This window comes from Streptomyces sp. NPDC104367 (assembly GCF_055583825.1).
The window spans coordinates 1-21,239 of sequence record NZ_JBVJND010000026.1; the positions used below are offsets into that span (position 1 = coordinate 1).

19 protein-coding genes and 1 pseudogene are annotated in these 21,239 nt (G+C 71.9%); 6 read left to right on the forward strand and 14 right to left on the reverse strand.

All coding sequences use genetic code 11. The annotated features are described in order from the left end of the window. Positions 1-209 precede the first annotated feature (209 nt). Both ACZ619_RS32145 and ACZ619_RS32150 read left to right on the forward strand, forming a co-directional pair. A pseudogene (locus ACZ619_RS32145) lies at positions 210-353 on the forward strand (serine hydrolase domain-containing protein); the annotation flags it as partial. Positions 354-549: 196 nt separating this feature from the next. Further along, entirely contained in the window at positions 550-966 is a 417-nt protein-coding gene (locus ACZ619_RS32150) for a hypothetical protein (RefSeq protein ID WP_469606409.1), read from the forward strand. Here ACZ619_RS32150 and ACZ619_RS32155 read toward each other — a convergent pair. The 3 genes from ACZ619_RS32155 to ACZ619_RS32165 all read right to left on the reverse strand — a co-directional run bounded on the left by ACZ619_RS32155 (position 959) and on the right by ACZ619_RS32165 (position 4,191). Next, positions 959-1,555, reverse strand: a complete 597-nt coding sequence (locus ACZ619_RS32155) for a TetR/AcrR family transcriptional regulator (RefSeq protein WP_469606411.1) — start codon at positions 1,553-1,555, stop codon at positions 959-961. The genes ACZ619_RS32150 and ACZ619_RS32155 overlap by 8 nt on opposite strands. 26 nt (positions 1,556-1,581) lie before the next feature. Beyond that, positions 1,582-2,592 carry an aldo/keto reductase gene (locus tag ACZ619_RS32160; RefSeq protein WP_469606414.1) on the reverse strand — a complete coding sequence of 337 codons (1,011 nt, stop codon included), beginning with the start codon at positions 2,590-2,592 and terminating at the stop codon, positions 1,582-1,584. 216 nt (positions 2,593-2,808) lie between these two features. Beyond that, positions 2,809-4,191, reverse strand: coding sequence for a glycine--tRNA ligase (locus ACZ619_RS32165; RefSeq protein WP_469606416.1), 1,383 nt, complete (start codon positions 4,189-4,191; stop codon positions 2,809-2,811). Between the two features lie 184 nt (positions 4,192-4,375). On the opposite strand from ACZ619_RS32165, the gene ACZ619_RS32170 reads away from it, so the two are divergent. The 4 genes from ACZ619_RS32170 (at position 4,376) to ACZ619_RS32185 (ending at position 7,482) form a co-directional block, all read left to right on the forward strand. Next, positions 4,376-5,323: a metal ABC transporter substrate-binding protein gene (locus ACZ619_RS32170; RefSeq protein ID WP_469606418.1), complete on the forward strand. Its 948-nt coding sequence runs from the start codon at positions 4,376-4,378 to the stop codon at positions 5,321-5,323. Between the two features lie 20 nt (positions 5,324-5,343). After that, positions 5,344-6,111, forward strand: coding sequence for a metal ABC transporter ATP-binding protein (locus ACZ619_RS32175; protein ID WP_469606420.1), 768 nt, complete (start codon positions 5,344-5,346; stop codon positions 6,109-6,111). Beyond that, the gene (locus tag ACZ619_RS32180) at positions 6,111-7,013 is read left to right on the forward strand and encodes a metal ABC transporter permease (protein WP_469606422.1); all 903 of its coding nucleotides are present in this window, start codon (positions 6,111-6,113) and stop codon (positions 7,011-7,013) included. The genes ACZ619_RS32175 and ACZ619_RS32180 overlap by 1 nt, the downstream gene beginning before the upstream one ends. A gap of 61 nt (positions 7,014-7,074) precedes the next feature. After that, positions 7,075-7,482, forward strand: coding sequence for a Fur family transcriptional regulator (locus ACZ619_RS32185; RefSeq protein ID WP_469606424.1), 408 nt, complete (start codon positions 7,075-7,077; stop codon positions 7,480-7,482). A gap of 42 nt (positions 7,483-7,524) precedes the next feature. On the opposite strand, the gene ACZ619_RS32190 is transcribed toward ACZ619_RS32185, so the two are convergent. The 11 genes from ACZ619_RS32190 to leuA all read right to left on the reverse strand — a co-directional run bounded on the left by ACZ619_RS32190 (position 7,525) and on the right by leuA (position 21,222). Next, the gene (locus tag ACZ619_RS32190; RefSeq protein WP_469606426.1) at positions 7,525-8,874 is read right to left on the reverse strand and encodes a histidine-type phosphatase; all 1,350 of its coding nucleotides are present in this window, start codon (positions 8,872-8,874) and stop codon (positions 7,525-7,527) included. A gap of 90 nt (positions 8,875-8,964) precedes the next feature. Beyond that, positions 8,965-9,804 (reverse strand): isoprenyl transferase, encoded by an 840-nt coding sequence (locus ACZ619_RS32195; RefSeq protein ID WP_469606428.1) that lies wholly within the window; start codon positions 9,802-9,804, stop codon positions 8,965-8,967. A 28-nt stretch (positions 9,805-9,832) separates the two neighbouring features. Next, positions 9,833-10,582, reverse strand: a complete 750-nt coding sequence (recO, locus tag ACZ619_RS32200) for a DNA repair protein RecO (protein WP_469606430.1) — start codon at positions 10,580-10,582, stop codon at positions 9,833-9,835. A gap of 42 nt (positions 10,583-10,624) precedes the next feature. Further along, positions 10,625-11,551 carry a dihydrodipicolinate synthase family protein gene (locus ACZ619_RS32205; protein ID WP_469606433.1) on the reverse strand — a complete coding sequence of 309 codons (927 nt, stop codon included), beginning with the start codon at positions 11,549-11,551 and terminating at the stop codon, positions 10,625-10,627. Beyond that, positions 11,551-12,549 carry an oligopeptide/dipeptide ABC transporter ATP-binding protein gene (locus ACZ619_RS32210; RefSeq protein WP_469606436.1) on the reverse strand — a complete coding sequence of 333 codons (999 nt, stop codon included), beginning with the start codon at positions 12,547-12,549 and terminating at the stop codon, positions 11,551-11,553. The genes ACZ619_RS32205 and ACZ619_RS32210 overlap by 1 nt, the downstream gene beginning before the upstream one ends. Further along, a complete protein-coding gene (locus tag ACZ619_RS32215; RefSeq protein WP_469606438.1) occupies positions 12,546-14,582 on the reverse strand; it encodes a dipeptide/oligopeptide/nickel ABC transporter permease/ATP-binding protein in 2,037 nt (678 codons plus the stop codon). Before ACZ619_RS32215 ends, ACZ619_RS32210 begins: the two co-directional genes overlap by 4 nt. Further along, positions 14,579-15,538 carry an ABC transporter permease gene (locus ACZ619_RS32220; protein WP_469606439.1) on the reverse strand — a complete coding sequence of 320 codons (960 nt, stop codon included), beginning with the start codon at positions 15,536-15,538 and terminating at the stop codon, positions 14,579-14,581. Before ACZ619_RS32220 ends, ACZ619_RS32215 begins: the two co-directional genes overlap by 4 nt. Positions 15,539-15,542: 4 nt before the next feature. Continuing rightward, positions 15,543-17,141, reverse strand: a complete 1,599-nt coding sequence (locus tag ACZ619_RS32225) for an ABC transporter substrate-binding protein (protein WP_469606441.1) — start codon at positions 17,139-17,141, stop codon at positions 15,543-15,545. A 192-nt stretch (positions 17,142-17,333) separates the two neighbouring features. Continuing rightward, positions 17,334-18,509, reverse strand: coding sequence for a sialidase family protein (locus ACZ619_RS32230; protein ID WP_469606676.1), 1,176 nt, complete (start codon positions 18,507-18,509; stop codon positions 17,334-17,336). Between the two features lie 110 nt (positions 18,510-18,619). After that, positions 18,620-19,315 carry a tellurite resistance TerB family protein gene (locus tag ACZ619_RS32235; RefSeq protein ID WP_469606443.1) on the reverse strand — a complete coding sequence of 232 codons (696 nt, stop codon included), beginning with the start codon at positions 19,313-19,315 and terminating at the stop codon, positions 18,620-18,622. A gap of 185 nt (positions 19,316-19,500) precedes the next feature. Continuing rightward, positions 19,501-21,222: a 2-isopropylmalate synthase gene (gene leuA / locus ACZ619_RS32240; RefSeq protein ID WP_469606446.1), complete on the reverse strand. Its 1,722-nt coding sequence runs from the start codon at positions 21,220-21,222 to the stop codon at positions 19,501-19,503. Positions 21,223-21,239 lie beyond the last annotated feature (17 nt).

Below are 21,239 nucleotides of genomic sequence, written 5' to 3' on the forward strand. Positions count from 1 at the left end.
ACCCCCCAGGTCATCCGTTCGACAGGGGGACACAGTCATGCCGGGCCCGGAGGCCAGCGGCCCCATTGCGGAGCCGCGAAGAACATAACGGGGACCGTGCCCGGGGCTCTCGCGCTGGTCGCGCGGGGCGCGGACGTCGAGGCCGTGGCCGTCGGGGACCTGGACGTCGAGGGCGCGGCCCCGACGGAGCCGCCGGGCATGACGGACACCGCTACGGCCGGGTCGGCGGTACCGGTACCACCGCGCATGTCGTCCCGGCCACCGGCGGGGTCACGGTCCTGCTCACCCAGGTGGCGATGACGGGCCCGGCGCCCACCGCGCCGATGCGTGACTTCTGGCGGGTCACCGCGTGAGCCGCGGGGCCCCGCCGTTAGGCCGGTCGGGTGATGGTCCGGGTAAGAACCGGGAGGTCAGCGCACCCGTCGCCACCTGCGGGCTTTACCTGAATCCGGGGTGGCCCTCACCGCTTCCGAAGCCGCCCGGGTCGCCGCCGGACAGGACCCGGCGAAGCCTGGAGGAGTCCCCCCGTCACCCGACAGGAGTACTCCCATGCACAGCACCCAGCGCCCGTTCTCCCGCGCCCTCGCCGCCGGGGCCCTCTCCCTGGCCCTGCTGACGGCGGGCAGCGCCGGTGCCTTCGCCGCGGAGGCCAAGCCGAGCCCCTCGCCGAGCCCGTCCGCGTCGATGATGGCCTCGATCACGGTCAAGGCGAGCAAGTCCGACGTCATGGCCGGCGAGTCGGTCACCTTCGCCGGCCACACCAAGGGGCTGAAGGTCGGCTGGCCGCTGGTCCTCCAGCACCAGAAGAACGGCAAGTGGATCCCGCTGAAGGCGACCACGAAGATCAAGAACGGCAGCTCCTACTCGCTGACCGCGAAGATCAACACCAAGGGCACCGAGCACCTGCGGGTCGCGGCGGTCGGCAAGAAGGTCTACTCCCCGACCGTGACGGTCAACGTCAGCTGAGGCCGCGCACCAGCAGTTCCAGCAGCGCCGCGAAGTCCGCGTCCGCCTCCGGCCGCTCCCACTCGCGCACGTAGCACGGGTCGTGGAAGCGGCCGGAGGCCTGGAAGACGGCGCGGGCCGCGGCGGCGGGGTCGGGCAGGGCGAAGGCGCCCTGCCCGACCCCGTCCGTGAGGATGCCGGTCAGCTGTCCGGTCAGGTCGTCGATGTGCTCGCCCACCGCGGAGCCGTTCTCGTCGACGAGCACCATGTAGGTCGCGAACAGCTCGGGGTCGTCGCCCGCCTTGCGGCGCTTCGCGTCGAAGAGGGCCCACAGCCAGTCGCGCAGCCGGGCCTGCGGGTCCCGGTCCCCGGCGGCGATCCCGGACAGCTCCTCCGAGGTGCGGTCCAGCCAGCGCTTGGTGACCGCCTCGCGCAGCGCCGCCTTGGTCCGGAAGTGCCGGTAGACGCTGCCGTGGCTGACGCCGAGCGCGCGGGCCACGTCCACCACGGTGGCCTTGGCCGGGCCGTGCCTGCGCAGCACCTCCTCGGTCGCCTCGAGGATGCGCTCGGCGGTCAGGGCCGGGGTCGGGGGCGGGGACGTCGCTGCCATGACCTAGACGGTACCTGGCACCACGATCAGTGCTCGGTGCCGAGATGGCTCATCTGGGCGGCCGGGTAGCGGGTGCCGGCCGCCGCGTCCGCGGGGACGGCCTCCTCGATCGCCGCGACGTCGGCCGCGTCGAGGGTGACGTCGAGCGCACCGAGCGACTCGGCCAGCCGCTCGCGGGTGCGGGCGCCGACGAGCGGCACGATGTCCTCGCCGCGGGAGAGCACCCAGGCGATGGCGATCTGGGCGACGGTGACGCCCTTCTCCTCGGCGATCTTGCGCAGCGCCTCGACGAGGTCGAGGTTGTGCCGGAGGTTGTCGCCCTGGAAGCGGGGGGACAGCGACCGGAAGTCCTTGGCCTCGAGCTGCCGGTCGCGGCTGAAGTGGCCGGAGATCAGGCCCCGGGAGAGCACGCCGTACGCGGTGATGCCGATGCCCAGTTCGCGGGTGGTCGGGAGGATCTCCCGCTCGATGTCGCGGGTGATGATCGCGTACTCGATCTGGAGGTCGGAGATCGGGGCGGTGGCCGCGGCGCGCCGGATGTTCTCGGCGCTGGCCTCGCTGAGCCCGATGTGCCGTACGTAGCCCTTCTCGACGAGTTCCGCGATGGCGCCGACGGTCTCCTCGATCGGCACGTCCGGGTCGACGCGGGCGATCCGGTAGACGTCGATGTGGTCGACGCCGAGGCGCTGGAGCGAGTAGGCGGCGAAGTTCCGCACGGCGGCGGGCCGGCCGTCGTGGCCGCTCCAGCCGCCGTCCGGGTCGCGCAGGGCGCCGAACTTCACGCTCACCAGCGCCTGTTCGCGCCGGGCCGGCGGGGCGGCGCGCAGCGCCTCGCCGATCAGCATCTCGTTGTGCCCCATGGCGTAGAAGTCGCCGGTGTCGAGCAGCGTGACACCCGCTTCGAGAGCGGCGTGGACCGTCGCCACCGACTCGGCCCGGTCCGCGCTGCCGTACAGCGCGGACATCCCCATGCAACCGAGCCCCAGAGCGGAGACCCGGGGCCCGGCAGAACCAAGAGAACGCAAGTGCATCGTCATGCCCCCACCCTGACATAACAACTGACAGATTTCAATATCTGTCACTCCACATGTGTCACTCCCTGCCTGCCACCCCGAGGGCGGGGCGGGCCGCGGAGGCCCGACGAGCTTGCGCCCGGACGAAAAAACACCCGCCTCCCCGGCCGAGCGGGTCGGCGGGGAGGCGGGTGGTGCCGTGCGGGGGCCGCCTCCCCGGAAGGGGGGGGCGGCGGGGGGTCAGGCGCCCAGGAGGCGGCCCGCGAGGTAGGACTCGATCTGGTCGAGGGAGACGCGCTCCTGCTTCATCGTGTCGCGCTCGCGGACCGTCACCGCGTTGTCCTCGAGCGTGTCGAAGTCGACGGTGACGCAGTACGGCGTACCGATCTCGTCCTGGCGGCGGTAGCGGCGGCCGATCGCGCCCGCGTCGTCGAACTCGATGTTCCAGTTCTGGCGCAGCGCCTGGGCGAGCCCCTTGGCCTTGGGCGAGAGCTCCGGGTTGCGGGAGAGCGGCAGGACGGCGACCTTCACCGGGGCCAGACGGTGGTCCAGGCGGAGCACCGTCCGCTTCTCCAGCTTGCCCTTCGCGTTGGGCGCCTCGTCCTCGACGTACGCGTCGAGCAGGAACGCCAGCATCGCGCGCCCGACACCGGCCGCCGGCTCGATGACGTACGGCGTCCAGCGCTCCCCGGCCTCCTGGTCGAAGTAGGAGAGGTCCTGGCCGGAGGCCTTGGAGTGGGCGCCGAGGTCGTAGTCGGTACGGTTGGCGACACCCTCCAGCTCGCCCCACTCGTTACCGCCGAACTGGAAGCGGTACTCGATGTCGGCGGTGCGCTTGGAGTAGTGGGAGAGCTTCTCCTTCGGGTGCTCGAACCACCGCATGTTCTCCTCGCGCAGACCGAGGCCGGTGTACCAGTTCCAGCGCTGCTCCATCCAGTACTCCTGCCACTGCTCGTCCTCGCCCGGCTTGACGAAGAACTCCATCTCCATCTGCTCGAACTCGCGGGTGCGGAAGATGAAGTTGCCGGGCGTGATCTCGTTGCGGAAGGACTTGCCCATCTGCGCGATGCCGAACGGCGGCTTGCGGCGCGAAGTGGTCTGCACCTGGGCGAAGTTGGTGAAGATGCCCTGGGCGGTCTCCGGGCGCAGGTAGGCGACCGAGCCGCTGTCCTGGGTCGGGCCGAGGTGGGTGGAGAGCAGACCCGAGAACTGCTTGGGCTCGGTGAACTGGCCCTTGTTGCCGCAGTTGGGGCAGTTCACGTCCGCCAGGCCGTTCTCCGGGAGGCGGTTGTGCTTGGCCTCGTAGGCCTCCTCCAGGTGGTCCGCGCGGAACCGCTTGTGGCAGGCGGTGCACTCGGTCAGCGGGTCCGTGAAAGTGGCGACGTGGCCGGAGGCCACCCAGACCTCCGGGGCCAGGATGACGGACGAGTCGATACCGACCACGTCCTCGCGCGACGTCACCATGTAGCGCCACCACTGGCGCTTCAGGTTCTCCTTGAGCTCGACACCCAGCGGCCCGTAGTCCCAGGCGGCACGCTGGCCGCCGTAGATCTCACTGCACGGGAATACGAAGCCACGGCGCTTGCTCAGGCTGACGATGGTGTCGATCTTGTCGGCGGCCACGGTGCTCTCTTCATTACGACGACGGGCGACGAAGCGGCTCCTCGACGATGCGTTCGGAGCGTGCTTCAGAGCGAATGCCTCAGGTTACCGGCGTGGGCTCCCCCTCAACCAAATCGGTATGCCTTACCGGCCTCTCACCCGGGCTTGTTGACAACGGTTTCCATGTTTGTTGAAAATGACTCTCATGAACGTACGACGACACCTCATACCCGTGGCCGCCGCGACCACCCTCGGCATGGCGACCCTCTCGGCCTGCGGGGGTGATGCCACGGCGGCCCAGACCGACAAGTTCGACGTCGTCGCGTCGTTCTATCCGATGGCCTTCCTCGCCGAGCAGATCGGCGGGAACCACGTGCACGTCACCAGTCTCACCCAGCCCGGCCAGGAACCGCACGACCTGGAGATCAGCGCCAAGCAGACGGCGATGCTCCAGCAGTCGGACGCCGTGCTCTACCTGAAGAACCTCCAGCCCTCCGTCGACGACGCGGTCGCCCAGTCCGGGCTGAGGACGAGGATCGACGCCGCCTCCTTCACCACGCTGGAGAAGCACGGCAACGAGGTCGGCGGCCACGCGGCCTCGCACGACACCTCGGAGAACGAGGAGATGTCCGGCCTCGACCCGCACATCTGGCTCGACCCGGTGCGCTACGCCCAGGTCGCCGAGGGCGTCGGCAAGGCCTTCGAGAAGGCCGACCCGAAGCACGCGGCCGACTACGAGAAGAACACCGCGACCCTGGTCAAGAAGCTCGACGACCTGAACACGCGGTTCGAGGACGGGCTCGCGGACACCAGGACGAAGGTGTTCATCACCACCCACGCCGCCTTCGGCTACCTCGCCGAGCGCTACGGCCTGACCGAGGAGGCCATCAACGGCCTCGACCCGGAGTCGGAGCCGAGCGCGGCGCGCGTGAAGGAGCTTGAGACCATGGCCGGGGCCGACGGCGTCACGACCGTGTTCTACGAGACGCTCGTCAGCGACAAGACCGCGAAGACCATCGCCGCCGACGCCGGACTGAAGACGGACGTCCTCGACCCGATCGAGGGCATCACCGCCAAGTCGCGCGGCAAGGACTACTTCGCGGTCCAGGAAGCCAACCTCAAGGCCCTGCAGACGGCCCTGGGAGCCAAGTGACGGCAATGACGGAGGACTCCATGGCCGAGCCGGTCATATCACTGCGCGGCGTCACCGCCGAGCTGGGCTCGCGCCCCGTCCTGCGCGGTGTCGACCTCACCGTGCAGCACGGTGAGGTCGTCGCGCTGCTCGGCGCGAACGGCTCCGGCAAGTCGACGGCGATCCGGTCGATCATCGGGCAGGTACCGCTGAGCGGCGGCGAGATCAGGCTGTTCGGCACCCCGCGCCGTACGTTCCGCGACTGGTCGCGGATCGGGTACGTCCCGCAGCGCACCACCGCGTCCGGCGGGGTCCCGGCGACCGTGACCGAGATCGTCTCCTCGGGACGGCTCTCGCGCACCCGCTTCGGCCTGTTCCGCAAGGCCGACCACGCGGCCGTACGGCACGCCCTGGAGCTGGTCGGGATGGCCGACCGGGCCAGGGACACCGTGACCGCGCTCTCCGGCGGCCAGCACCAGCGGGTGCTGATCGCCCGCGCCCTGGTCTCCGAACCCGAGCTGCTGATCATGGACGAGCCGATGGCCGGCGTCGACCTGGCCAGCCAGGAGATCCTCGCGCGGACCCTGCGCGAGCAGGTCGACCGGGGCACCACGGTCCTGCTGGTCCTGCACGAACTGGGCCCGCTGGAGCCCCTGATCGACCGCGCGGTCGTGCTGCGCGACGGCTGTGTGCTGCATGACGGACCGCCCCCGCGCGCCGTCGGCCAGCACGCGCTGCCCGGCCACGACCACGTCCACCCCCACGCCCCCCACGAGCACACGCCACTGCGCACGGGACTGCTGAGCTGATGGAACTCCTCGACTTCGCCTTCATGCAACGGGCGCTCGTCGCCGCCGTCCTGGTCGGCATCACCGCCCCCGCGATCGGCATCTACCTGGTCCAGCGCCGCCAGCCCCTGATGGGCGACGGCATCGGCCACGTGGCGATGACCGGCGTCGGCCTCGGCTTCCTGCTGAACACCTCCCCGGTGTGGATGGCGACCCTGGTCTCCGCCCTCGGCTCGGTCCTCATGGAACTGATCCGCTGGTACGGCAAGACCCGCGGCGACATCGCCCTCGCCATGCTCTTCTACGGCGGTATGGCCGGCGGCGTGATGTTCGTGAACCTCGCGCCCGGCGGCTCCAACGCCAACCTGAACTCGTACCTGTTCGGCTCGCTGTCCACGGTGTCCCCCTCGGACGTGACCGCGATCTCGGTGCTGGCCGCGTTCGTGGTCGTGGTCACCCTCGGTCTGCGCCGGCAACTGTTCGCGGTGAGCCAGGACGAGGAGTTCGCCCGGGTCACCGGCCTGCCGGTCAGGGCGCTGAACCTGCTCACCGCGGTGACGGCGGCGGTCACCGTGACCGTGGCCATGCGGGTGGTCGGGCTGATCCTGGTGTCGGCGCTGATGGTGGTGCCGGTGGCGGCCGCCCAGCAGCTGACCCGGAGCTTCACGGCGACGTTCGCGATCGCGGTGGCGCTCGGGGTGACGGTGGCCATCGGCGGCACGGTGACCTCGTACTACCAGGACGTTCCGCCCGGTGCGACCATCGTGCTGCTCACCATCGCCGCGTTCGTCCTGCTGACCGCGCTGGCCACCCCGCTGGCCCGGCGGCGCGCCCGCGCGGCCGCCGCGGGACGGCCCGCCGGGGATCCCGCGGAGTGCGCGATTCCGGCCACCCGGGAGGCGGCCGACGAGGTCGGCGTCTGACTGCTCCCGGCCGGGGCTGGCACAATGGCCCGGCAGAGGCAGTGATGTGAGGAGGCAACCGGTGACGACCGCTGGACCGCCCGTGAAGGGCCGCTCGACCCGTCAGCGGGCAGCCGTGGCGGCCGCCCTGGACGAGGTCGACGAGTTCCGCAGCGCGCAGGAACTGCACGACATGCTCAAGCACAAGGGCGACTCGGTCGGCCTGACCACGGTCTACCGCACGCTCCAGAACCTCGCCGACGCCGGCGAGGTCGACGTCCTGCGCACGTCCGACGGCGAGTCGGTCTACCGGCGGTGCTCCACCGGGGAGCACCACCACCACCTGGTGTGCAGAGCCTGCGGCAAGGCGGTGGAGGTCGAGGGGCCGGCCGTCGAGAAGTGGGCGGAGGCGATCGCCGCCGAGCACGGGTACGTCAACGTGGCCCACACCGTGGAGATCTTCGGCACCTGCGCCGACTGCGCGCGGTAGCGCCCTGCGGGGCACGGTCTCCCGCGCCCCGCCCGGGGCGTCTCAGCTCCGGCCGAAGCAGCGCTCCAGTTCGTTCAGGTCGTAGAACTTCGAGCCCTTGGAGACCGGCTTGCAGCCCGCCTTGAAGGCGATCTCCTTCTCGTTGTAGAGCATCCGCACCAGGTAGTCGTCGCCCTTCCTGAAGACGTCCCACTGGATGTTGGAGGCGAGGGAGGCGACCTCGGCGCCGCGCCACGGGTTGTTCGCGTAGGTGTAGGTCTTCCCCGGGGCGGCGGCCTTCTCGCTGCCCGGGAGCCCCATCAGCGCGGCCAGCGGGATGAGTTCCTCGGCGTGGGTGAAGCGGAGTTCGGCGCCCAGCGTGCTGGTGCCGTCCCGCTTGGCCTCGACCTGCTCGAAGAGGTCGTCGAGCAGGACGCCGGCCATCTTGTAGGTGATGTCGCTGTCCGAGAAGCTCGGGCCCTTCTCGTAGAAGTCCTCGGCGTCGCCGAGGTAGCCGAACCAGGCCGCGTCGCGCGGGGCGATGTAGCGGTCGAAGCCCCAGCCCTTGCCGTCCGGGCTCTCCTCGCTCATCGCCGGGGCGATGGCGTACAGGTTGTACACGGCGGTGGCGGCGGTGATGTCGTCGGCAGTGGCGGAGAACTCGCCGTTCACGATCCGCCGCACGAAATCGGGCTTGAAGATCCGGCCGAGGACGCGGGCGGCCGCCCGGTGCGAGGCCGGCTGGTCGGTGACCGACTCCAGGGTCGAGGCCAGGCGCTCGTCGCCCGCCAGCCACTTCTGGTAGTCGGCGCCGCCGGACGACTTGTGGAAGTAGAGCAGGTTCTTGTCGACGCGGGCGGTGCCCAGGGCGGTCTTCAGCGCCGGGTCGGCGTCGGTGAGGCCGGTGGCGAAGGCCGTACCGCTGTCGACCGCGCGGCCCTGGCCGGAGCTGACCACGTCGATCTTCTCGCCGTTCGCGGCGATGGCGGAGAAGAGCGACGGCAGGCGCTTGGCCAGGCGGGCGGCGGTGGCGCGCAGCTCGTCCTTGCCGCGGCCGCTGAGGTTGCCGTAGCCGACCGTGCTCATGGCCGCTTCGAGGGCCTGCACGTCGGGGCCGAACCTCTCGCCGAGCGGGGTGAGCCGGCCTTCGGCCTTGGCCCGGTTCCAGAGCGCGAGGATCGTCTCGCCGTCCTCGCCGTCGCTGGCGGAGCGGGAGCCGTGCCGGGAGACGTTCTCGGTGAGGACGGCGGTGTAGCCGGCCGGCGGCTGCTGGTAGCCGTGCGTCTGCCCGGGGGCGTAGACGGCCTTGGTGCCGTAGCTGTCGCGGTGGCCGGACCCGGCGTCCGAGGCGTGCGCGGGCAGCGCGGTGAGCAGGAGGGCGCCGAGGGCGAGAACGGGGGTGACACGCTTCATGAGGGACCGTTTCGGAGGCGGGAGACCGGGCAGTGGCCAGGAAGTTGTTCTCCCTCATCGTCGACGGCCCTCATGAACGGCGGGTGGCCGTCAGTTGCCCTGGTGGTTGCCCTCCATGGCCAGCAGCTCCTCGTTGGGAATGGCCCCGCCGAACCGCCGGTCGCGGGAGGCGTACTCGACGCAGGCCCGCCACAGGTCGCGCCGGTCGAAGTCGGGCCACAGCACGTCCTGGAAGACCAGCTCGGCGTAGGCGCTCTGCCAGAGCAGGTAGTTGGAGGTGCGCTGCTCGCCGCTGGGCCGCAGGAACATGTCCACGTCCGGCATGTCCCCGTAGTACATGTGCTTCTGGATGGTCTTCTCGGAGATCTTCGACGGGTCGAGCCGGCCCGCCTTCACCTCCTCGGCGATCGACTGGACCGCGTCGGCGATCTCGGCCCGGCCGCCGTAGTTCATGCAGAAGTACAGGGTGAGCAGGTCGTTGTCCTTGGTCTGCTCCTGGGCGACCAGCAGTTCCTTGGCCACCGACTTCCACATCCTGGGCATCCGGCCCGCCCAGCGCACCCGGACCCCGAGCTCGTCGAGCTGGTCGCGGGTCTTGCGGATGAAGTCGCGGTTGAAGTTCATCAGGAAGCGGACCTCGTCGGGCGACCGCTTCCAGTTCTCGGTGGAGAAGGCGTAGAGGGAGATGTTCCGGACGCCGATCTCGATCGAGCCCTGGAGCACGTCCAGCACCCGCTCGGCGCCGACCTTGTGGCCCTCGGTGCGGGGCAGCCCGCGGTCCTTCGCCCAGCGGCCGTTGCCGTCCATGACGATGGCCACATGGTTCGGGACCAGCTCGCCCGGGAGCTTCGGCGGGCGGGCGCCGGACGGGTGCGGCTCCGGCGTCCTGTACTCGCGGCGCTGACGCCCCAGGATCCCGCGTACGACCATGTGCTTCTCGACTCCCTACTAGGCCCTGCTAGGTCTTTTCCACGTAACGGAGGGAGCGCAGCCCGCGCTCCAGGTGCCAGTGCAGATAGGCGGAGACCAGGCCGCTGCCCTCCCGGACGTGCCGGTCCTCGGCCGCGTCCGCCGTCTCCCAGTCTCCCGTAAGCAGCGCGCCGAGGAGTACCAGGGTCTGCGGCGAGGGTACGACGCTGCCGGGCACCCGGCAGTCGACGCAGACGCTGCCGCCGGAGCCGACGGAGAAGAAGCGGTTCGGGCCGGGCATCCCGCACCTGGCGCAGGCGTCGAAGCTGGGCGCGTAGCCGTTGACGGCGAGGGAGCGCAGCAGGAAGGCGTCGAGCACGAGATGGGGCGCGTGCTCGCCGCGGGCGAGCGTCCGCAGGGCCCCCACCAGCAGCAGGTACTGCTGCACGGCCGGCTCGCCCTCGTGGTCGGTGAACCGCTCGGCGGTCTCCAGCATGGCCGTCCCGGCGGTGTACCGGGCGTAGTCGGCGACGATCCCGCCGCCGTACGGCGCGATGGTCTCGCTCTGGGTGCACAGCGGCAGCCCGCGCCCGACCAGCTCGCTGCCGCGGGCGAAGAACTGCACGTCGACGTGGGAGAAGGGCTCCAGCCGGGCCCCGAACTTGGACTTGGTCCGCCGCACCCCGCGCGCGACGGCCCGTACCCGGCCGTGCCCCCGGGTGAGCAGCGTGATGATCCGGTCCGCCTCGCCCAGCTTCTGGGTGCGCAGCACGATGCCGTCGTCGCGGAACAGGCTCATGGCCCCATTCTGCCCTGCCCCGGCCGGGCTCCGGGCGGCCCGCTACATCAGTCCGGCGCCCGCGAGGAACTTCGCCACGTGTTCCGTCTCCGTCTCCGAGAGCGCCACCTGGGGCTCGGCGGTGGCCGGGCAGTCGATGACGCCCCGCAGGTGCAGGGCCGCCTTGAAGGAGCCCAGGGCCGAGGAGCTGCCGCCCATCCGGGCCGGGTCGCCGGCGCCGGTCATCCGGAAGAGGGCGCACAGCCGCTCCTGCTCCGCCCGGGCCCGGTCCCAGTCGCCGGCGCGGCACAGGCGGTACAGGCGGACGTATCCGTCCGGGTCGACGTTGGCGAGCCCCGGCACCACCCCGTCGGCGCCCAGCGCGAGCGCCGAGTCGACGGTCAGCTCCGAACCGGTCAGCGCGCCGAAGCCGGACAGGCCGCGGGCACCGGTGACGACCTCGCGGAAGCCCGCCAGATCGCCGCTGGAGTCCTTCAGCCCGGCCAGCACGCCGTCGGCGGCCAGCTCCAGCACCAGGTCCGCGGGGAGCTTGGTGTGCACGGCGGACGGGATGTCGTAGGCGATCACGGGGACCGGGCTGTGGCCGGCGGCCAGCCGGAAGTGGCGGGCGGTCTCGGCGCGGTGGGTGCGGGTGTAGAAGGGCGCGGTGACGACGACCGCGTCCGCGCCCGCCGCGGTGACCGACGTGATGTGGTCCAGGACCCGGGGGGTCGTCATGTCGATCACGCCGGCCAGGACCGGCAGCCGGCCGGCCGCCCGGGACACCACCGTCTCCGTGACCAGCCGGCGCTGCCGGTCGGTCAGGTACGCGGCCTCCGACGTCGAGCCGAGCACGAACAGGCCCTCCACCCCGGCCGCCACCAGGTGGTCGACGAGCCTGCGCAGGGAAGGGACGTCCACCTCGCGGTCCGGGGTCAGGGGCGTGCAGACGGGCGGTACGACTCCGGCCGGCGGGACGGAAAGGGGCATCAGGTCTCCCTGGGCAGGCTCTGGCTCGGCTGGTCCTCCTCCAGGGGATGGTGACAGCGGTAGCGGTGACCGGGGCGTGACGCGGCCGTGAAGTCAGGCATGCGGAGGGCACAGGTGTCGTCCGCCCGCCAGCAGCGGGTGCGGAACGGGCACCCGGACGGCGGACGGGTCGCCGAGGGCACCGGGCCGGTCAGCGGGATGGGGTCGACGGGGTTCAGCAGGCCCGGGGCGGCCGAGAACAGGGCCCGGGTGTAGGGGTGGCGGGCGTGCCGGGTGACGGCGGCGGCCGGGGTCTCCTCGACGATCCGGCCCAGGTACATGGTGATCACCCGGTCGCTCATCCGCCGTACCGTCTGGATGTCGTGCGAGACGAACACCAGCGCGAGGCCGAGGCGTTCGCGCAGGTCCAGCAGGAGGTTCAGGATCTGCGCGCGGACCGAGACGTCCAGCGCGCTGGTCGGTTCGTCCGCGACCACCAGAGCGGGGTCCAGGGCGAGCGCGCGGGCGATCGCGACGCGCTGGCGCTGGCCGCCGGAGAGCCGGCCGGGCAGCGCCTCGGCGAGCGCCCGCGGCAGGCCCACCAGTCCCATCAGCTCGCGTACCCGGTCCTCCCGTTCGGCCCTGGTGCCGCGGCCGTGGACGTCCAGCGGGTCGCGCAGGATGCGCCGTACGGGCAGCCGGCGGTTCAGGGCCGTCGACGGGTCCTGGAAGACCATCCCGGTGCTCGCGCCGACGGCCGAGCGGCGTTCGGCCTGCGACATCGACCACAGGTCGCGGCCGTGGAAGGAGACCGTGCCCGCGGTCGGCCGCTCGACGCCCACCAGCACCTTCGCCAGGGTCGACTTCCCGCACCCCGACTCGCCGACCACACCGACGGTCTCCCCGGGCGCCACGGTCAGGTCGGCGTCCGTCAGCGCGTACACCCGCTCCCGGCCGAACACCCCGGCCCCGCGGGCCCTGTGCACCACGTGCACACCGGACAGCTCCACCGCGCTCATGTCACCGCCCCCGTGCTCGCCGGGTCGACGGCCGGGTGGTGGCAGGCCGTGGTGTGGGTCAGGGTGCCGGCCGGGTCCGGCACGGTCGTGCGGCAGACCTCGCTCGCGGCCGGGCAGCGGTCGCTGAAGCGGCAGCCCGCCGGGAAGTCGGCGGGCGCGGGCACCGCACCGCTGATCTGGGTGAGCCGCTCGGCCCCGGACTCCAGCGACAGCACGCTGCCGAGCAGGCCGCGGGTGTAGTGGTGGGCGGGGGCGGCGACGAGTTCGGCGGTGACGCCGGTCTCGACGATCCGGCCGCCGTACATCACCGCCACCCGGTCGGTGACGTCCGCGACCAGGGCGAGGTCGTGGGAGACGAGGACCAGCGCGAAGCCGAGTTCCTCGCTCAGGCGCAGCAGGAGGTCCATCACCTGGGCCTGGACGGTGACGTCGAGGGCGGTGGTCGGTTCGTCGGCGATGATCAGGCGGGGGTCGCGGGAGAGGGCCATGGCGATCAGGACGCGCTGGCGCTGGCCGCCGGAGAGTTCGTGGGGGTGGCTGCGCAGGGTGCGGGCGGGGTCGAGGCCGACGAGGGTGAGCAGTTCGGCGGGGGTGCGGTGGCCGCCGCGCCGGGTGAGCTGCTTGAGCTGGGCGCCGACGGTCATGGCGGGGTTGAGGGCGGACAGGGCGTCCTGGTGGACCATGGCGATCTCGTGGCCGAGGAGGCGGCGGTGGGGGGTGGTGAGGTCGACGGGCGGGTGCGTGGGGGCCGGTCGCGCCCGCGCGGCGGCGGCCGCGGGTCCGGTACCGCCCCGCGCCCCCGAAGGGGTGAACCGGATCCGTCCGCCGACCCGTGCCGTCCTCGGTTGCAGGCCCATGACCGTGAGGGCCGTCAGGGACTTCCCGCAGCCGGACTCGCCGACCAGGCCGAGGACTTCGCCGGGGTACACCTCGAAGCCGACGCCGTCCACGACGTGCACGCCCCGGTGGCGGTCGGCGAAGCCGACGGTGAGGTTCTCCACGGCGAGCACCGGCCGGCCGTCCCGCGGCGGCAGCGGGCGGGCCCTGGCCCGGAGCCGCTCCCCCGCCCGTGCCAGGCCCGGCAGTTCGAGGATCCCGCCGCGCCCGACGGCCGCGCCCGGACCGGCCTTCGCCGGCTCCGTCTCCTGCGGCTCCGTCTCCCGCGGCTCCGGGGAAGCCCAGGCGTCGGAGACGCTCTCGGAGAGGATGTTCAGGGCGAGGACGGTGCACAGGATCAGCAGGCCGGGGAAGAGCGTCGCCCACCAGCCGCCGGTCAGCACCATGTTCTTGCCGTCGGCGATGACGCTGCCCCAGGACGGGTCCGGGGGCCGCACGCCCGCGCCGATGAAGGAGAGGGAGGCCTCGAAGACGATGGCCTCGGCGACCTGGACGGTGCAGAAGACCAGCACGGGAGCGGCGCAGTTGACGGCCACGTGGCGGAGCACGATGTGCGGGGTGCGGGCGCCGATCACGCGTTCCGCGGTGACGTAGTCCTCGCCGTACTGGTCGAGGACGTTGGCGCGGACCACCCGGGCCACCGGCGGGGTGAACAGGAAGGCGATCGCGCAGATCAGGACCGTGATGCCGCCGCCGAGGACGGCGACCAGGACGGCGGCGAGCGCGATGCCGGGGAACGCCATCACGACGTCCAGGCAGCGCATCAGCGTCTCGTCCACGCCCTTGCGGGAGGTGGCCGCCAGCGCCCCGAGGAGCGTGCCGGCGACCAGGGCGAGGCCGGTCGCGCCGAGGCCGATGGCGAGGGACCAGCGGGCGCCGTACATCAGCCGGCTGAGGAGGTCGCGGCCGAGGCTGTCCTGGCCCAGCCAGTGGCCGGCGGAGGGGTGCCCGGTGCCGTCGACGGGGGCCTGCTGGGCGAGCGGGTCGTCGGGGGCGAGGAGGGGGGCGAGGGCGGCGACGAGGACGACCGCGGCCAGCAGGACGAGGGCCGCCTTCGACAGGGTCGGCAGCCGCCGCAGCCGTACGCCGGGACGCACCAGTGCGGCCGTCAGGCCCGCGCGGGTGATCGTCGTCATGTCGCCTCCCTCAGGCGGGGGTTGACGAGCAGGTAGAGGACGTCGATGAGGAGGTTGACGACGACGAAGCCGGTCGCGGTGGTGAGGACCACGCCCTGGACGACGGCGGGGTCGCCGTTCTGGACCGCGTCGATCATCAGCTTGCCCATGCCGGGCAGGGCGAAGACGGTCTCGATGACGACGGCGCCGCCGAGGAGGTAGCCGACGCGCAGGCCGAGCACGGTCAGGGGGTTGACCAGGGCGTTGCGCAGGACGTTGCGGCCGACCACGACATGGGGCGGCAGGCCGTTGCCGACGGCCGTGCGGACGTAGTCCTTGTCGAGTTCCTCGACCACCGAGGTGCGGACGACCCGGGTGAGCTGGGCGGCCACCGGCAGGGAGAGCGCGAGGGCGGGCAGGGCCATGGTCCTCAGCCAGCCGGTGACGGAGTCCCCGGGGTTGATGTAGCCGCCGGCCGGGAACCAGCCGCGGTCGACCGCGAGGTACTGGATCATCAGCAGCGCCAGCCAGAAGGCGGGGGCGGCGACCCCGACGAGGGACAGGACGCGGATGGCCTGGTCGGGCCAGCGGTCCCGGTGGACGGCCGCGGTGACCCCGCCGGCCAGCGCCAGGACGACCGCGACGCCGAGGCCGAGGAAGGTCAGCTGGAGGGTGAGCGGCAGGGCGGTGAGGACCTGGTCGAGGACCGGGGTGCGGGTGAGGGCGCTGATGCCGAGGTCGCCGTGGAGCAGGCCGCCGACGAAGCGGGCGTAGCGCAGCGGGAGGGGGTCGAGCAGGCCGTTGCGTTCACGGAAGTCGTGGAGCTGCCGGGGGGTGGGGTCGGCGCCCTGGAAGAACGCGGACGCCGGGTCCACGTCGGAGAAGCGCATCACCAGGAACACGAACAGGGCGATGCCGAGGAGGAGCGGCACCAGCAGGGCGACGCGGCGCAGCAGCACGCGCAGGACGGCGGCCACCGGGTCAGGCCCACCTGGCCTGGAGGAGGTTGATGCCGGGGTAGGGCTGGGCCCTGGTGCCGGTGAGTCTGCGCGGGTCCCAGGCGGTGATCAGCTCGTTGTGGACGATCGGGTAGAGGACGGCCTGTTCGGCGACGACGTCGGCGCAGTCCTGGATCATCGTCCGTCTCCGGTCCGGGTCCGGCTCGCGGGTGGCCGCGTCCATGTCCCGGAAGAGTTTCTTCGCGACGGCGTTGTCGGACCAGCGGGCGTAGCCCGTCCAGAGGTTCGCGGGGCCGTAGTTGTAGCGCATGATCAGGTCGGCGTCGAGGCCGAACTGGTTGGGGTTCGAGACGGCGGCGACGACCTGGTAGTCCTGTTTCTGGTCCATCTTGGTGAACACGGCCGTGGTCTCCTGCGGGGACAGGGTCGTGGCGACGCCGATCGCGTCCCAGGACGACTTGATGGTGGGCAGGCAGTCGACGAGCCAGCTCACGTTGACCGCGAGGAGGTTCACCCGCAGGCCGGTGACCCCGGCGGCCCGCAGGAGCGCCTTCGCCCGGTCGGGGTCGTGGCCGTAGACCGTCCTGGCCCTGCGGTAGGCGGGGTTGGACTCGTCCAGGAACGAACTCGCCGGTTTCCCGTGGCCCTTGAGGGCGACCTCGACGATCTTCTCCTTGTCGATGGCGTAGTGCAGCGCCTGCCGGACCCGGACGTCGTCGAAGGGCCGGTGCCGGGTGTCGAACATCAGGAACGCGTTGTTCATCCCGGCGGCGCCGCGGACCGCAAGGCCGCCCTGTTCGAGGCGCGGGATGTTGGCGTAGGGGATGTTGTCGGAGATCTGCGCGCCCGCGCCGGTCCCCGAGATCCGTGCCACGCGGGAGGCGGCGTCCACGATCGTCAGCCAGTTCATCCGGGCGAACGCGGGCCTGCGGGGGCCGTTGTAGCGGTCGTACGCGGCGAAGGTGGTGTTCGACTTCGGGTGGTGCCCGGTCTGCCGGTACGGTCCCGAGCCGACCGCCAGTCCCTTGATCGCGTCGTCCCAGGCACCGGGCCGGGAGAACACGTGCTCCGGCATGATCTTGGCGAGGGTGAGCCGGGAGAGGCCGTCCGGGAAGGGGAACCGCAGGACCAGGTCCACGGTGCGGGTGTCGACCTCGCGGACCTCCTTCAGCCAGCTCGCGAAGAAGCCCTGGGCGAGGGTCCGGGTGTGCGGGTCGAGGATCCGGTCGAAGACGAACACCACGTCGTCGGCGGTGACCGGACGGCCGTCGTGGAAGGTGGCGCCGGGGCGCAGGGTGAACCGCCAGGTGGTGGCGGCGGGGTCGGCGGGCAGCCGGGTCGCCAGCGCGGGGTAGGGGGCGCGGGTGACGGGGTCGGTGTCGGCGAGGCCCTCGTAGATGTGGTTGTTGGCGGCCATCGCGAACGCGGAGGCGGTCTGGGTCGGGTCCCAGCTGCCGTCGTTGCCGTAGCCGATCACGGCCGTCAGGGTGCGGCCGGAGCCGCTGCCGCCGAGGTCGATCGTGGACTCGGGGCCGCAGGCCGCGGTGAGTGAGGCCGCCGCGCCCAGGGCGCCGGTGCGTCTCAGGAAGGTCCTGCGGCCGTGGCTCGCCTGGTCGCGCAACGGTGCCTCCAGCGTGGGGTCTGGAAAGGGGCGTGGGACGTTCTGCGCATGCCCGGTCAGCGCGACCATAGGAGGGGGTCCAGGGCCGGTCAAGGCGACGCGCGCGAGGGGCGCGGCCGCCGCGGGCGGGACCGGCGGTACCCCGCGGCGGCAGGAGTCGGCACTGGTCAGCGGGGGGAAGGGGGCGACCGGCTAGGGGCGGGGCAGGCGCCGGAACTCGATGGTGTCGTAGGCCGTTGTGGTGCCGGTCTCGTAGAGCACGCCCACCGTGTCGCGGTCGATCTGGACGAGGTCGGAGTAGGCGGCCTTGCGGTCGGAGAGGGTGCGGAGGCTGTCGAAGGTCACGCCCTCGTCCGTGCTGGTCCACAGGGCCAGGGCGCGGCGGGCGGTCGGGACCGAGGGGGCGGAGAAGAGCAACGGGGCTCCGGTGCCCTGGAGTTGCAGGACCGAGCCCTGGACCACGGGGACCTCGTCGAGGGTCGGCTGGACGGTGTAGGAGGCGTCCAGGCTCTCGCCGCCGTCGCTCGACCAGGCGTTCAGCCGGTTGCCGGGGCTGGAGCCGTTCTGGTCGCGGGCGTTGAAGTAGAGGCGGCCGTCGGGGAGCTGGGCCGCGGTCGTCTCGTTGGCGTTGTCGTGGCCGGTGTAGGAGTCGTCGACGAAGCCGAGGTGCCAGCTGCGGCCGCCGTCGTCGCTGTAGATGGCGTGGCCGCCGTAGTACCTGGCCTCGCGGCCCGTGTCGGAGGAGCCGGCGCGCGGGGCGGCGGAGTGGTCGGCGGCGACGACCAGGCGGCCGCGGTGCGGTCCCCGGGTGAGCGCGACGGCGTGGCCGGGACCGGTGGCGTACCAGCGCCAGCCGGACGGTTTCACCTGGGCGGTGATCTCGCGCGGGCGGCTGAAGCCGCGCCCGTCGTTCAGGCTGCGCTGCACGAACACCCGGCGGCTCTGCGCCTCGGTGACCTGGCCGCGCATGATCTGGGCCTCGCTCACCGAGCCGTCGTTGTACGAGGTGACCAGGACGACGGTGCCGTTCCTCGGGTCGACGACGGGTGCCGGGTTGCCCCGGGTGTCGCCCCCGCCGCGGGTGACCACCCGGAGCGGGCCCCAGGTGCAGCCGCCGTCGGTGGAGCGTCTCAGCACGACGTCGGTGTCGCCGCTGTCGCCGGCGGTGGCGTGCCGGCCCTCGGCGAAGGCCAGCAGGGTGCCGTGCCAGGTGCGGACGACGGCGGGGATGCGGTACCGGGCGTAGCCGCCCTCGCCCGCCGTGTAGGGCACGGAGGACTCGCAGGAGGCCGCCCAGGCCCGGGGCTCGGCCGTGAACGCTCCGAGGAGCAGTGCGGCGGCGAGGGCGATGCGGCTGGCGCGGGTCACAGGAGACACATGGGTCACTCTTCCATGGTGCTCCCCGGTCCCTTGACCGCACTCCCGCAACGGCCGAACGGGGCACGCGGTTTGGCGGGCCGTCACCTCGCGGCGTCGGGTCAGGAGGGGGTGCGGGCGGCGGCCAGCAGGCGGGTGACGTCGTCGGCGCAGATGGTCAGGGCGGCGCCGACGGTGCGCAGGACCTCGCGTTCGGCGTCGGTGTAGGGGCCGTCGGCGAGGGCGATCCGGGCGGCCTGGAGGAGCAGGGACTCGCGGCCGGCGGGGGCCAGGTGCGGGGCCAGCGGGTCGAGGGCCTCGTGCAGCTCTATCGCGAGGCCCGCGCCGCAGGGCTGTGCGAAGACCCGGCCGGTGTCGGCGGCCAGGGCGTCGACGAGGGCGGCGAGCTGCTCCTCGGTGGCGTCCTCGAAGCCGGCCGCGCGGACGGTGGCCGCGGCCGCCTCCAGGGACGTGCGGGAACAGGTGCCGCCGGCCGCGAGGACGGCGAGGGCGACGGTGTGCACGGCGTCGCGGAGCATCGCGGAGAAGCGGGTGGTGGTGGGGTGGTCGAGGACGTCGGTGCCGTAGTGGTGGCGGCAGGCGGCGCACTCCACGACCGGGCCGGTGGTGCCGCGCGGCAGCACCGGGACGCCGAGCAGGGTGAAGCGGCGGCGGCCGGTGAGGCGCTGGTAGTTGCGGTCGCCTCCGCAGCCCGGGCAGAAGAACTCGCCGTCGCCCACGGGGGTCCACGCGGTGCGGGTGCCCAGAATCCGGGCAGGCCTGACGTTCCGGCCGTCTCGTCCCCGTACTGGCAGCACGTCGCACCTCCGTAACGCCGTGGCAACATCGCCACCGCTGGCGTGATGTTAGCCACATAGGTGAGGTGGAGTCAGTACCCCGTACGAGACCTTTCCGTGACCTCCACGGCCGGATGGCCGGGAAACGACGGGGCCCTGATCTCCGTAGAAGGTGATCAGGGCCCTGAAACCGCCGGTCAGAGTGGTTATCGTGCCGCGCGGTTGACGGCGGAGACGACCGCCTTCAGCGACGCACGCGTCGTGTTCGCGTCGATGCCGATACCCCAGAGGATCTTGTCGTCGATCGCGCATTCGATGTAGGAGGCGGCCTGCGCGGAGGCGCCCTCGCTCATCGTGTGCTCCTGGTAGTCCAGCAGGCGTACGTCCATGCCCAGCTTGCCCAGGGCGTCGAAGAACGCGGAGATCGGGCCGTTGCCGGAGCCGGTCAGGACCGTGTCCTCGCCGTCCACCGTCGCCTCGACCGTGAGGGTGTCGACGCCGTCGGTGTCGGTGGTGGACTGGCCGGTGCGGACCTGGACGCGGCCCCAGGGGTTCTCCGGGTTCGGCAGGTACTCGTCCTGGAAGACCGCCCAGATGTCGGAGCCGGTGACCTCGCCGCCCTCGGCGTCCGTCTTGGCCTGGATGATCCTCGAGAACTCGATCTGCATCCGGCGCGGCAGGTCCAGCTTGTGGTCGTTCTTCAGGACGTACGCGATACCGCCCTTGCCGGACTGCGAGTTGACCCGGATGACCGCCTCGTAGGAGCGGCCGACGTCCTTCGGGTCGATCGGCAGGTAGGGCACCGCCCACTCGATGTCGTCGACGGTGACGCCCTTCGCGGCCGCGTCGGCCTCCATGGCGTCGAAGCCCTTCTTGATGGCGTCCTGGTGGGAGCCGGAGAAGGACGTGTAGACCAGGTCGCCCACGTACGGGTGGCGCGGGTGGACCTCCATCTGGTTGCAGTACTCCCACGTACGACGGATCTCGTCGATGTCGGAGAAGTCGATCTGCGGGTCGACGCCCTGCGAGAACAGGTTCATGCCCAGGGTGACCAGGTCGACGTTGCCGGTGCGCTCGCCCTGTCCGAACAGGCAGCCCTCGACGCGGTCGGCGCCGGCCATCAGGGCCAGTTCGGCGGCGGCGACGGCCGTGCCGCGGTCGTTGTGCGGGTGGACCGAGAGCACGACGTGCTCGCGGCGGGACAGGTTGCGGTGCATCCACTCGAAGCGGTCCGCGTGCGTGGACGGCGTCGAACGCTCCACGGTGGCGGGCAGGTTGAGGATGATCTCGCGGCCCGGACCCGGCTGGTAGACGTCCATGACCGCCTCGCAGACCTCCAGCGCGAAGTCCAGCTCGGTGTCGGTGAAGATCTCCGGGCTGTACTGGTAGCCGAACTCGGTCTCCGGGCCCAGCAGCTTCTCGGCGTACTCCATGACCAGGCGGGTGCCGTCGACGGCGATCTGCTTGATCTCGTCCCTGGAGCCGCGGAAGACGACCCGGCGGAAGACCGGGGCGGTGGCGTTGTACAGGTGGACGGTGGCCCGCCGGGCGCCCTTCAGGGACTCCACCGTGCGCTCGATCAGGTCCTCGCGGGCCTGGGTCAGCACGGAGATGGTGACGTCCTCGGGGATCGCGCCCTCTTCCTCGATGATCGAGCGCACGAAGTCGAAGTCGGTCTGGCCGGAGGCGGGGAAGCCGACCTCGATCTCCTTGTAGCCCATCGCGACCAGCTGGTCGAACATCCGGCGCTTGCGCTCGGGCGACATGGGGTCGATCAGGGCCTGGTTGCCGTCGCGCAGGTCGGTGGAGAGCCAGCGGGGGGCTTCGGTGATCCGCTTGCCGGGCCAGGTGCGGTCCGGGATGTCCACCTGCTCGTAGCGGCCGTACTTGTGGACCGGCATGGTGCTGGGCTGCTGGCGGTTCGCCATGATTGCGGGGCTCCTAG